The sequence below is a fragment of the Streptosporangiales bacterium genome (assembly GCA_009379825.1).
Classification (GTDB): domain Bacteria; phylum Actinomycetota; class Actinomycetes; order Streptosporangiales; family WHST01; genus WHST01.
In genome coordinates, this window is sequence record WHTA01000114.1 from 1 (window position 1) to 12,342 (window position 12,342).

8 protein-coding genes and 5 pseudogenes are annotated in these 12,342 nt (G+C 70.9%); 8 read left to right on the top strand and 5 right to left on the bottom strand.

Translation table 11 applies throughout. The annotated features are described in order from the left end of the window. Positions 1-249: 249 nt before the first annotated feature. The 6 genes and pseudogenes from GEV07_28875 to GEV07_28900 all read left to right on the top strand — a co-directional run bounded on the left by GEV07_28875 (position 250) and on the right by GEV07_28900 (position 8,363). The gene (locus GEV07_28875) at positions 250-1,776 is read left to right on the top strand and encodes an acyl-CoA carboxylase subunit beta (GenBank protein ID MQA06552.1); all 1,527 of its coding nucleotides are present in this window, start codon (positions 250-252) and stop codon (positions 1,774-1,776) included. After that, positions 1,773-2,596, top strand: a pseudogene (locus GEV07_28880) (CoA ester lyase). Before GEV07_28875 ends, GEV07_28880 begins: the two are co-directional and overlap by 4 nt. After that, the gene (locus GEV07_28885) at positions 2,596-3,525 is read left to right on the top strand and encodes an LLM class flavin-dependent oxidoreductase (protein MQA06553.1); all 930 of its coding nucleotides are present in this window, start codon (positions 2,596-2,598) and stop codon (positions 3,523-3,525) included. Before GEV07_28880 ends, GEV07_28885 begins: the two are co-directional and overlap by 1 nt. Positions 3,526-3,533: 8 nt before the next feature. Next, positions 3,534-5,297 (top strand): ATP-grasp domain-containing protein, encoded by a 1,764-nt coding sequence (locus tag GEV07_28890; protein ID MQA06554.1) that lies wholly within the window; start codon positions 3,534-3,536, stop codon positions 5,295-5,297. Continuing rightward, on the top strand, positions 5,290-6,324 hold the full coding sequence (locus tag GEV07_28895; protein MQA06555.1) for an MBL fold metallo-hydrolase: 1,035 nt from the start codon (positions 5,290-5,292) through the stop codon (positions 6,322-6,324). The genes GEV07_28890 and GEV07_28895 overlap by 8 nt, the downstream gene beginning before the upstream one ends. Before the next feature lie 77 nt (positions 6,325-6,401). Then, positions 6,402-8,363: pseudogene (locus GEV07_28900) on the top strand (Tn3 family transposase). 62 nt (positions 8,364-8,425) lie between these two features. On the opposite strand, the pseudogene GEV07_28905 reads toward GEV07_28900, so the two are convergent. Further along, positions 8,426-8,852, bottom strand: a pseudogene (locus tag GEV07_28905) (MerR family DNA-binding protein). Positions 8,853-9,142: 290 nt separating this feature from the next. Beyond that, a pseudogene (locus GEV07_28910) lies at positions 9,143-9,358 on the bottom strand (hypothetical protein). Here GEV07_28910 and GEV07_28915 point away from each other — a divergent pair. Beyond that, a pseudogene (locus GEV07_28915) lies at positions 9,354-9,509 on the top strand (IS630 family transposase). The pseudogenes GEV07_28910 and GEV07_28915 overlap by 5 nt on opposite strands. A 588-nt stretch (positions 9,510-10,097) precedes the next feature. Further along, positions 10,098-10,289 carry a hypothetical protein gene (locus GEV07_28920; GenBank protein MQA06556.1) on the top strand — a complete coding sequence of 64 codons (192 nt, stop codon included), beginning with the start codon at positions 10,098-10,100 and terminating at the stop codon, positions 10,287-10,289. Positions 10,290-10,786: 497 nt separating this feature from the next. On the opposite strand, the gene GEV07_28925 is transcribed toward GEV07_28920, so the two are convergent. From GEV07_28925 to GEV07_28935, 3 genes are all read right to left on the bottom strand, one after another. Then, a complete protein-coding gene (locus GEV07_28925; protein MQA06557.1) occupies positions 10,787-11,089 on the bottom strand; it encodes a hypothetical protein in 303 nt (100 codons plus the stop codon). Positions 11,090-11,137: 48 nt separating this feature from the next. Next, a complete protein-coding gene (locus GEV07_28930) occupies positions 11,138-11,701 on the bottom strand; it encodes a phosphotransferase (protein ID MQA06558.1) in 564 nt (187 codons plus the stop codon). A 157-nt stretch (positions 11,702-11,858) separates the two neighbouring features. Next, a partial coding sequence (locus GEV07_28935) for an SDR family NAD(P)-dependent oxidoreductase (protein MQA06559.1) occupies positions 11,859-12,342 on the bottom strand: 484 nt, incomplete at its 5' end.

Here is a 12,342-nt window from a genome sequence, read left to right on the forward strand (position 1 = left end):
GCAGCAGCGACGACCCGGCGGCGACGAGGCCGACACCCGGGCGGTCACTAACCGGCGCTCTACGGCGCGTCTCCCTGTTGCCGGTCCACGGCCCCGCGAGAACCGGGGGCGGCAGTGTCATGCAGGCCCTCAACGAGCGACCGAACTAGGCCGTCACCCCGGCTCCCGCCGAGTCCCAACAGCGAGCACCGTACCGGTGCCCACAACAAGGATGGTGCCCTAGTGACCGAGGACGGCACGGACCCGACCGTGGAGCGGGTAGTGGCGGGGATCACCGAGGCCGAGGCCGCCGCCGCGGCGGCGCTCGCCGGTGCGGACTCCTCGCGCTGGACCAGCAAGCTGCCGGTACGGCAACGGATCGCTTTGCTGTTCGACCCGGACAGCTGGGTGGAGGACGGCCTGCTCGCGGACGCCACCGGTGACCAGCTACCCGCGGACGGCGTGCTCACCGGCGTCGGGACGGTCCGGGGTCGACCGGTCGCCGTGATCGCGCACGACTTCGCGGTGAAAGCCGGCTCGTGGGGACGACTGACCTGTGAGAAGCAGATCCGCATCCTCGAGCGCGCCGACCGCGATCTGATGCCGGTCGTCTACCTCGTCGACTCCGCCGGCGGCCGGCTCACCGACCAGCTCGGTTTCTTCCCCGGACGCCGTGGGGCGTCGGCCATCTTCAACCTGCAGGTGCGGCTGTCCGGCCGGGTGCCGCAGATCTGCTGTCTGCACGGGCCGTCCGCGGCCGGCGGCGCGTACATGCCGGCGTTCACCGACTGGGTCGGCATGGTCAACGGCAACGCGTCGATGTACCTCGCCTCCCCGCGGGTGGCCGAGAAGGTCACCGGCGAGCGGACCACGCTGGAGGAGATGGGCGGCGCCGTCATGCACGCTTCGGTGTCCGGCTGCGGGGACGAGGTGTTCGACACCGACTGGCAGGTGATCGCGGCCGCCCGGCTGCTGCTCTCGTACCTGCCGGACAGCTGGCAGTCCGCGCCGCCGACCGTGCCGGGCACCGCCCCGGAGCTGGCGAGCTGGCCGGACGGGCTGGTCCCGCTCGACCCCAACGCGGCGTACGACGTGCGTGAGGTGATCCTGCGGCTGGTCGACGCGGGCAGCTTCTTCGAGGTCAAGTCGGCGTGGGCGACGGAGCTTGTCACCGGGTTCGGCCGCCTCGACGGGCAGGTCGTGGGGCTGGTCGCCAACCAGCCGTCGGTGCGCAGCGGTGCCGTCTTCGTCGACTCGGCGGACAAGGCGGCCAGGTTCGTCTCGCTGTGCGATGCGTTCAACGTCCCGCTGGTGTTCCTCCAGGACGTGCCGGGCTTCATGGTGGGCGTGGCGGTGGAGCGGCAGGGCATCATCAGGCACGGCGCGAAGATGATCACCGCGATGGCCAGTGCCGAGGTGCCCAAGTTCACCGTGGTGATGCGCAAGGCGTACGCAGCCGGGTTCTACGCGATGTGCGCCCCCGGCTTCGAGCCACGGGCCACACTCGCGCTGCCCACGGCGACCATCGGCACCATGTCACCCGAGGCGTCCACCAACGCGGTGTACGCCAACAAGATCGCGGCCATCGAGGACCCGGCGGCGCGGGCGGCGTTCGTCAGCGCGCGGGTGGCTGAGCAGGCCGGTGACTTCTCCCTCGCCAAGATGGGCAGCGAGGTGGTCGTCGACGCCGTGGTCCAGCCGCAGGACCTGCGTGCGGAGCTGCTGCGCCGGTTGCGTGCCGCGTCCGGCTGGCAGCGTTCCGGCCACCGGCGGCACCACGTGGTGAGTCCGGTATGACACCCCGCCTGCGCAGCCTGCTGTTCGTACCCGGGTCGCGACCGGACATGGTCGCCAAGCTGCCGCGGTTCGCGCCGGACGCCGCGGTCGTCGACCTCGAGGACGCGGTACCCGCGGACGGCAAGGCGGCCGCGAGGGACACGACGGTGGCCGCTCTCACCGCCGGGGACTTCGGCCGCACGAGATGGTGCTGGTCCGGGTGAACCCGGCGGGCTCGCCGTGGTTCGCGGACGATCTGACGGCCGTCGCCGCGCTCAGGTCGGTCGGTGTCGTTCTGCCGAAGTACCAGGACCGGGCGGAGCTGGACCGGGTGCGGGCGAAGCTCGGGCCCGGCGTGCCCGTCGTGGTCGGGCTCGAGACGGTCCGCGGCGTCGCCGACTGCCGCGAGCTGCTCGCCGGGCGGCCCGACGCGGTGTACTTCGGCGCCGAGGACTACTCCGCCGACATCGGCGGCCGGCGTACCGACGACGGCCTCGAGGTGCTGTACGCCCGCAGCCAGGTGTGCGCGGCGGCGTTCCTGAACGAGGTCGCCGCGGTCGACCAGGCGGTCGTGGCCATCCGCGACGACCGGCGGTTCCTGGCCGACGCCGGTCGCGGCAGGGACATCGGCTACATCGGCAAGATCTTCGTGCACCCGAGGCAGGTCGAGCTTGCGCACCGGGTGTTCACCCCGACCGAGGACGAGGTACGCGAGGCGCGCGCGGTGCTGCGTGCGGCCGAGGAAGGCGTGGCCGAGGCGGGCGGCCGGATGGTCGACGAGGTGCACGTACGGGCCGCCCGTGCCTTGCTGGCACGGGCACCCGGCGGGGGCGACGGCTGATGCGGATCGGCCTGATGTTCCCGCCCGGTCAGGACCAGTCCGACGTGGCCCGGCTCGCCGGCCGCGCGGAGCGCCTGGGGTTCGACTACTTCTGCTGCGGTGAGCACGTGTTCTTCCACGGCCCCGCGGCGAACGCGTTCGTCGCGCTAGCCGCGGCGGCCGGCGCGACCGAGCGCATCAGACTGCTCAGCGCGCTGACCGTCCTGCCCACGTACCCCGCGGCGCTCGCCGCCAAGCTGGTGGCGACACTGGACCACGTCTCGCACGGCCGGTTCGAGCTCGGCGTGGGTGTCGGCGGCGAGAACCCGCGCGAGCTCGAGGCGGTCGGTGTCTCCCCGGCGGAGCGCGGCGCCCGGGCCGACGAGGCGCTCGACCTGCTCGCGGCCCTGTTCACCGGGCAGCGGGTGACCCACAGGGGTCGGTTCACCACGGTCACCGACCAGGTCCTCGACCCCGTACCGGTGCAGCGCCCGGGCCCGCCCGTCTGGGTCGGCGGGCGACGCCAGGCAGCTGTCCGGCGGGCCGCCAGGTACGGCGACGTGTGGCTGCCGTACCTGGTCGGGCCGGAACGGCTGGCCACCAGCCTGACCGCAGTACGCAAGCAGGCCACCGACCACGGTCGGCCGCCGGAATCCGTGCGCGGCGCCGTGTTCTGCTGGACCGCCGTGCACGCCGACCCCGCATACGCCAGGCGGATGGCCGTCGCCGAGCTCGGCCGCATCTACCGGCAGGACTTCACCGGGCTCACCCACCTGCTGGTGTACGGCACGCCCGAACAGGTCGTCCGGCGCATCACCGAGTACGCGGACGCGGGCGCGCAGGAGCTGGTGTTCGCGCCCGCGTGCCTGGCCGCGGAGCTGGATCCGATGATCGAGAAGTTCGCCGGCGAGGTGCTGCCCGCGGTCGCCGACGGGAGGAGCGTCTGTTGAGCGGTGCGATCGACAAGGTGCTGGTGGCCAACCGTGGCGAGATCGCGGTGCGCGTCGTCCGGGCCTGCAGGGACGCGGGCATCACGAGCGTCGCCGTGTACGCCGACCCAGATAGGGACGCGCCGCACGTGCGCCTGGCCGACGAGGCACACCCGCTCTACGGGTCGACCGCGGCGGAGACGTACCTCGACGCCGACAAGCTGCTCGACGTGGCCAAGGCGACCGGCGCGGACACCGTCCATCCCGGGTACGGATTCCTGTCGGAGAACGCGGACTTCGCAGAGGCGGTGCTCGGCGCGGGGTTGACCTGGGTCGGTCCGCCACCGCAGGCGATCCGTGACCTGGGCGACAAGGTGACCGCCCGGCGCATCGCGGCACGGGCTGGCGCGCCGCTGGCGCCGGGTACCGAGGACCCGGTGTCGGGTCCTGACGACGTGGTGGCGTTCGCGCGGGAGTTCGGGCTTCCTGTCGCGATCAAGGCGGCGTTCGGTGGCGGCGGCCGCGGACTGAAGGTGGCGCGAACCGTCGAGGAGATCCCCGACCTCTACGACTCGGCGGTGCGGGAGGCGGTCGCGGCGTTCGGTCGCGGCGACTGCTTCGTGGAGCGCTACCTCGACCGGTCACGGCACGTCGAGGCGCAGATCCTCGCCGACCAGCACGGCACCATCGTGGTCGTCGGCACGCGCGACTGCTCGCTGCAGCGGCGGCACCAGAAACTGGTGGAAGAAGCCCCCGCCCCGTACCTGACCGCCGAGCAGCGCACGACCATCCACTCGTCCGCGAAGGCGATCTGCCGGGCGGCCAGCTACCACGGGGCGGGGACGGTCGAGTACCTCGTCGGCGCCGACGGCACGGTCTCGTTCCTCGAGGTCAACACGCGGCTGCAGGTCGAGCACCCGGTGACCGAGGAGACCACGGGCGTCGACCTGGTACGCGAGCAGTTCCGCATCGCCGCCGGGCACCGGCTGACCGTCCCCGACGACCCCCCGCCCGTGGGACACGCCATCGAGTTCAGGATCAACGGCGAGGACCCGGGCAACGGCTTCCTGCCCGTGCCCGGCAGGATCACCCGATTCCACGTACCGAACGGCCCGGGCATCAGGGTCGACTCCGGAGTGGAGACCGGCACCGTCACCGGCGGCCAGTTCGACTCGCTGCTGGCCAAGCTGGTCGTGTCCGGCCCCGATCGCGACACCGCGCTCGCACGCAGCAGGCGCGCACTCGCCGAGATGTCCGTCGAGGGCATCGCCACCGTGCTGCCGTTTCACCGCGCCGTGGTCCGGGACCCCGCGTTCACCACGGAACACGGGTTCACCGTGCACACCCGGTGGATCGAGACCGAGTTCGACAACCGCATCGAGCCGTACGGCGCACCGACCGAGGACGACGCCGGCGACGCGGTGACCGTGTTCGTCGGTGGGCGTGCGATGCGGGTGGCGCTGCCCGGGCTGCGCACGCTCGGCGAGATCGGCGAGCGGATCCGCGCCGAGGCAAGCGAGCAGGTAGCCGGCGACCGCACGGCCGGCGCGACCGGCGCCGCGGTCACGACACCGATGCAGGGCACCGTCGTGCAGGTCGCGGTGACCGAAGGGCAGCGGGTGGCCGAGGGCGACCTGGTCGCCGTCGTCGAGGCGATGAAGATGGAGAACCCGGTCACGGCGCACCGTTCCGGCGTCGTCCGCGGGCTCACCGTCCAGGTCGGCGACGCCAGGGCGCGGGGCGACGTGCTCTGCCTGGTCGAGGACGAGCCGGACGGGTCCGACAGTGGCTGAGCCGTGGTACCAGCCCGGCGTCTACCCGGTGGCCGACGGCATCCACCGGATACCGCTGACGCTCCCCGACGACGGGCTGCGCGCCGTGAACACATTCGTCATCGAGGACGGTCCCGGCGTCGTGCTCGTCGACCCCGGTCAGTACGGGTCGCTGGCACGGCAAGAACTGACCGAAGGGCTGGCCACGCTCGGCTACCGTCTCGGCGACGTGCGCCGCTGCCTGGCCACGCACGTGCACCGCGACCACTACACCAACGCCGTCGCGCTCCGTCGCGAGCTCGGCTGCCCGGTGAGCCTCGGGGCCGGTGAGCGCGGCTCCCTGGCCGCGGTGCGGGCGTCACGGGTGTACGGCATCGACCCGCAGCTGCGCGCGCTCCCTGCGTGCGGAGCTGCGTCGCTGGTCGACGAGGTCGACCCGGAGCGGGCGGGACACGGGCTGCCCACCGGCGTCTGGCAGGACCCCGACGAGTGGCTCGCCGACGGCGCCACCGTCGAGCTGACCTCTCGCACGCTGCGGGTCGTGCGCGCTCCGGGGCACACCACCGGCCACGTGATGTTCCACGACACCGAGGCAGGACTGGTCTTCACCGGCGACCACGTACTGCCGCGGATCACCCCGAGCATCGGCTTCGAACCGGTGACCACACCCCTGCCGCTGGCCGCCTTCCTCGCGTCCCTGCGCAAGACCCACGCGCTCCCCGACGGAACACTCGCCGCCGCGCACGGACCCGTCTCCGACAGCACGCACGAGCGGGTGACCGAGCTGCTCACTCACCACGCCGACCGCCTCGAGCGGACGCTCGACCTGGTCCGCGCGGGCGCGGAGACCGTCCACGACGTGGCCCGCGGCCTCCGCTGGACCCGCAGGGAACGCGAGCTCGAGGAACTCGACCCGTTCAACCGGATGCTCGCGGTGCTGGAGACCAAGGCGCACCTGGACGTGCTGACCGACCGCGACGTGGTGCGCCGCGGCACGTCCGCCGGTGTGCTCCGCTACGCGCCGCACACACCGACGGCGGCACGCTGACGGCCGCGGGAGGATGTTGGGCGTCGGCACGCGTAGATGTACGCAGTCGTCTCGGAGAACCCCCGCTGCGGGAGCATATCGGGATGGACCGGATGCGTGCCGCCTGGGCGGCACGGCAGGAGCGGCTGCCTCGCGATCACGGGCACCTGGCGATGCTGGATGCGTCCATGAGCTACCTGCGACAGTTCGCCCCAGACGTGCTCGAAGCGATCCGGTTCGCCGGCGGCCCCGGCACCGCCGAGCTGCTCGACGCCGTGTCCGTGCTGGCGGAGCTGTATACGACGGGCGCTCGGAAGGTCCCGCCGGATGCGCCAACCGGGTTCGTGCCGACAAGGTACGCCGGATACCTGACTGGTGCGGAACGGTCCGGGGACGTGACCGGGTACCGGCACTACTGGGAGCTGTGCGTGCTGCTCGGGCTGCGCGACGGGTTGCGGTCCGGGGACGTGTTCGTGCCCGGCTCCCGCCGCTACGCCGACCCGGCATCGTTCCTCCTGGCCCCGGAGCAGTGGGCACCGCAGCGGGTCGAGTTCTGCCACCTGGTCGGCAAACCACTGAAGTCCGCGGACGCGTTGGCGCAGGCCGAGGACGAGCTGCACACGGGCCTGTCCGATCTGGAGAGCCAGCTCGGCCACAGCGCCGCCGGGGAGGTGCGGCTCACCAAGGACGGGGAGCTAGTGATCCCGCCGCTGACCGCCGAAGACATCCCGGCCGAGGCGGATGCGCTACGCGACGAACTGGCCGGGCTGCTGCCGCGGGTGCCGCTGGCGTCGGTGCTGGTGGAGATCGACGCGAGGACGGGGTTCACCGACCGCCTGGTCCACGCCGGTGGAAAGGTCGCCCGGTCGCCGGAGCTACGCCGCAACCTGCTGTATGTGGTGATCGCCGAGGCGACGAACATGGGCCTGTCCGCGATGGCCGAGTCCGCCGGGGTTCCGTACGACGTGCTGGCGTGGACCGCGGAGTGGTACCTCCGGCCGGAGACTCTGGAGGCGGTAAACGCGGCGATCGTCAACTACCACCACCGGCTGCCGCTGACCCAGGCGTTCGGCACCGGGACCTTGTCCTCCTCCGATGGGCAGCGGTTCCCGGTGAAGGGCAAGTCGCTGACCGCGCGGCACCTGTCCCGGTACTTCGCCCGCGGCCAGGGCCTGTCTACGTACACGCACGTGTCGGACCAGCATGCGACGTTCGACACGAGAGTGATCGTGGCGACCGCGCCGGAGGGCCACTACGTGCTGGATGCGTTGCTCGGTAACCAGACCGACCTGCCGCTGGTCGAGCACACCACCGACACCGCCGGAGCGACGCTGGCGAACTTCGCGTTGTTCGACCTGGTCGGCCGGCAGCTCTCCCCGCGGATCCGGGACCTGGGGAAGATCACCCTGTACCGGACCGGGCCCCGCGTCGCGTTCACCGACCGCTACCCGCGCTGCGGGCCGCTGCTGACCCGCCGGCTCAACACGGCACTGGTCACCGAGATGTGGGACGACCTGCTGCGCGTTGCTGGCTCTGTGAAGGGCGGTCACGCCACCGCTGCGTTGGTGGTGGGGAAGCTGTGCTCGTCGAAGCGGCAGCAGAACGCGCTCACCAGTGCGGTCAAGGAATACGGGGCGTTGCGCCGGACCGTCTACGCCGCGCGGTACCTCGCGGACGAAACCTACCGGCGGCGGATCACCCGGCAGCTGAACAAGGGCGAGAACCTGCACGCCCTGCGCCGATCACTCGCCTACGCCGGCGGCGGCGCGATCCGACGGAGGCATCACGAGCAGCAGAGCGAGCAGATGTGGTGCCTGACGCTGGCGACGAACGCGATCGTCACCTGGACCACCGAGTACCACGGCCTAGCCGTCGCCGCGCTCCGACGGGCCGGCCGGTCCATCGACGACAAGGTGCTCGCGCATATCTGGCCGACACATCACGAGAACGTCCACTTCTACGGCACCCACGCCGTCGACATCGACGGCGAGCTCGCCAAGCTCGACACCGACGGCTACCGGCCGCTTCGTGTCACGGCTGGCGGTACCGCGGGGAGGTGACTCGTCTCCCGGCTGCCAAGGTGCTACTGGCCGAGCGGTGCAATGGCGCAGTGGGAGGCTGTTCAGGCGTCGGTGGCCGTCGCGGCGGGTTCGCAGTGGCTTGGGTCGCAGCCCAGCGCGCGGAGCAGGGGGCAGTGCCGCTCGGCGCGGGGCAGGTGGCATGTGGAGCCGGTCGAGTGAGTCGCGCATGGCCTGCAGGTCGGCGATGCGCGTGTCCAGTTGCGTGATGCGGTCGAGGGCGAGCTGTCGGACTTGGTCGCAGTCGTCGAGTCCGCCGGCCATCAGGTCGAACAGGGACGCGATGTCGTCGAGGCTGAACCCGAGTTCCTGGGCGCGTTTGATGAATCGCACGATCGCCACCGCGTCTGGCCCGTAGGTCCGGTATCCGGAGGTGCGGCGTGGCGGCTCCGGGAGGAGTCCGCGGCGCTCGTAGTGGCGCACGGTCTGGATGTTCACGTTCGCCGCGGCGGCGACCTCACCGGTACGCATACCGTCACGCTAAACCCGGTATCTAGGTACCGGGTCAAGCCGGAGGTGGCCGCCGGTAGGGCCGGCGTCAGCGGGTGCTATCGCGGGCGCCGTGGTCGGCGTCCTCGCGGCTTCGTGGGGACGGAGAGGGTGGGCAGCAGTCGGCATCGGACACGGTCTCGGGCATCGTCTCGGTCATGGTCGGTGACGCACCCGCCCGGCGGCGGGAGGCGATAGCGATCGCGGTGCTGGTGAGGATGAGGCCGGCGGCGAGGAAAAGGACGAGGGCCTGGTGGGTGGTGATCCAGGTCGCGGCCTGTCCGGCGAGGACGGCGAGGCCACCGCCGGAGGGACGGGTGCCGCCGAGCAGGGGCGGCAGCCAGTAGTAGACGAGGTAACCGCCGCTGACGGCCAGCAGCCCACCGGCAAGGCGGGAGGCGTAGCGGGCGAGGCGGCGCAGCAGGCGGGTGAGCGCGGTCGCGGCCGCGGCGGCGAGCACGGCGAGGGCGAGCAGCAAGACCGCGGATCTGGCACGCGTTTGGGCTCAAGCCGCACAAGCAGGAGACGTTCAAGCTGTCCACCGATCCGCAGTTCGTCGAGAAGGTCCGCGACGTCGTCGGCCTCTACCTGAACCCGCCGGGGCGGGCGCTGGTGCTGTGTGTGGACGAGAAGACCCGTGCGCCACGAAGCGCTGATGGAAGCCGTGCGGGATGAGAGGCCCGCCGCTGGTCATCGCAGTGACCGGTTGAAGCTGGAGGCAGGTCGAACCTCGGGTTGGGGGTGAGACCGGGAGCAGCCTCGACAATGTAGGGGCGAGCCGGAACTACCAGACGGCTCGTGCCCGCTAGCGAGGATGGGAAGGCGTAGGGAAACCGAATCAGTGGCAGAAGCCCCGTCAGTCGTCGGCGATCTGATGAATCTGGTGGATGGATCGTCTTGTGGTGCTGGGCAGGCCGTGGGTTTTGGCTTGCCCGCTTTCGTCGTCTGTGTGTGTTTTGGGCGGCGGGAGGCTCGGGCCAAGACTGCGATGTGCGGCCCGTAGCGATGCCATCGGGGTATAACTGGACGCCGACTCCCGTCGGAACGGACATCAGTGAACGTGGGAAGCGGCTCGGTGCCGCCCGAACCGTCCGGCAGCCGGCCGGACGGTGGGCAGGTGCGACGCCCGCTGTGGGCATCGGGTCGTGGCGGAGCCGCCGTAGTACTCCGAGCGCAGGAAAGCTGCGTGCATGGGGAAGGGCGGCAGCGTGATCAGCGGCACGACTGGTGACGATCAGCTTGTGTTGGGCGGCCTACCGCGCCGGCGCGAAGCTGCGACACGCCACCAATGACGCGCCACCGCTGGGGAGTTGGCCGGTGTCCTCGGTCGCGCCGCCACGCCCGTGGGGGCACCCCGACCTAGTGCTCGCCAAGGCGGTCACCACGCAGGTTCTGACGGCGGAGGAGGCGGAGCTGTGAACCGGATCTCCCGAGAGATCACATGGTCGGGCTGGCGGGACTTGAACCCGCGACCGACGGATTATGAGAACCGTCCTCGCCGGCTGCCACGGCATCTACCTGGGACAACGCCCAGACCGCGACCCTCACCAGCAGTCTTGCCCATCACAAGTTGCCGTCACTTCGCATCACGAACGATGCGCTGGTGACGCTCCCGGTCTCTCGCTCCTCACCGCACCGTGGTTCCACGAGCGGCATGTCGCCGCGCTCGCGACCGATACCTGGGGCGCGGAGGTGTGCCCGAACGAGCTTGGCCGGGAAGTTCCAACCGCTGCATCTCACCCTGCTCGTGAGCATGGGCATGCTCGCGAGCGAGGTATGGCAGCTCGACGACCTCGCAGCGAACTGCCTCACTAACGGGCGCTACGAGTTCCTGTTCGTCCGGCCTACCGCTGATCATCCCCAAGGCCTTAGAATCACCGCTCAACCCGCCGGCGATCAAGTAGCCGCGCGACCGGCTACGCGTCCTGTTCCGGCGACCGGCGTTCTGTCGCGGACTCGAGCGAACGCAGGAGCTCCACTGCCGGCATCGCCTGTGGCCCAGCCTGACAGTAGATGCCGACGCACTCCCCCGCGTCGGTCAGTGCACGAACTCGACGCACGGCCTCGAGGGTCACCGCACCCTGGCCATCGGTGAGGTCCTCGAGGGCGAAGTACTCGACCGGAACCGGGTGCCGCGGCGGAGTCGTCTCGGCGCGCAGGTCCGCGAACCAGGTAGCGCCTGCCGCCGGCATCTCGCCGCACTGACCGGCGTGCCCCAACAGCACGAGGTCGGAGAGCCGGCTGCATCCCTCTCCTTCGCCCGTCCCTTACGCCACGGGCGGCACCGCGGGATCGCCTCGTGCACGGGAAGCACCGTAACGAGGGGCGTGCGGGCGTAACTCGCCGACGATCCGACCCGCGGCCAGACCGGTCAGGAAATCGCGCGGGCCGTCGAAGTCGGGCATCTCCACGTAGGCGGCACCGATTCCCGCGGCATCGTGCGCGTCCGATCCCGCCGCTTCCGCGATTCCCAGCCTACGTGCGACCTTCGCTGCCTTCTTGTTGTACGTGTCGTCGGCCACCTTGGCGTTGAAAGTCTCGACCACATCGAGCGTGCCGGCCGCGGCCAACCGGGCCAGGTGTTCCTCCCCGAGTGCCGCGCGGTCTTGGTCGCAGGCGTGCGGCGCGTACACGATGCCCTGTTGGGCCTTGATCCTGGCCACCACCTCATCGAGTGGCAGCACGTAAGGTATCCGGTCGTCGAGAAAGAGGCCGATAACCTCGCCTGCGGGGGTACGAATCTCCTCGCCGACGACCACCCGTACGCCGAGGTCATGCTCCAGCGCGGCGTGCGCCCCGCCCAGCGTGTGGTGGTCGGTGACGCACACCACGTCGAGCCCCGCGGCTGTGACCCGGGCCGCGAGCTCGTCGAGGGTGGTACCCGCATCACCTGAGTACGCCGTGTGGAGGTGACAGTCGACTCGCACCCATCCGGGTGACAGGGAGGTGTTCACATGGTAGCCCTTCTGCGCGGATCGATCGGTACGCTTACGCGGGAACCGGGATGCCCAGTTCGGTGAGCAGGTCAGCGGAGTAGGCGATACGGCCGGTGCGGCCGGGATCGCCGCCGCACAGGGCAAGAGCGGCTTCCGCCATGACCGCGGGCGCTTCTGCGCGCGGATCGTCCTCGGTGGTGAGGTGATGGAAGAGCGTGCCCGGTGTCGGCACTACGCGGTTGGGTGACAGCGCGTTCACTGCGACACCGTCGGTGTACATCTCTGCCGCCAGACCGCTGGTGAACCGTTCGAGCGCGGCCTTGCACATGCCGTAGACGGTGCCGCCGCGGGTTGCGCGTTCGTTCGGCGGCAGGTGCGGGTGCCGCGCCGCCCTGGACGAGATGTTGAGTATCCACCCTTGGCGACGTTCCCGCATGCGCGGCAGCACCAGTTGGGCGAGATGAACCGGGGCCGCGACCTGCACCTCGAACATCAGGTCGTATCGGCGGCGGCTGAAGTCCGCGACGGGCAGGAAA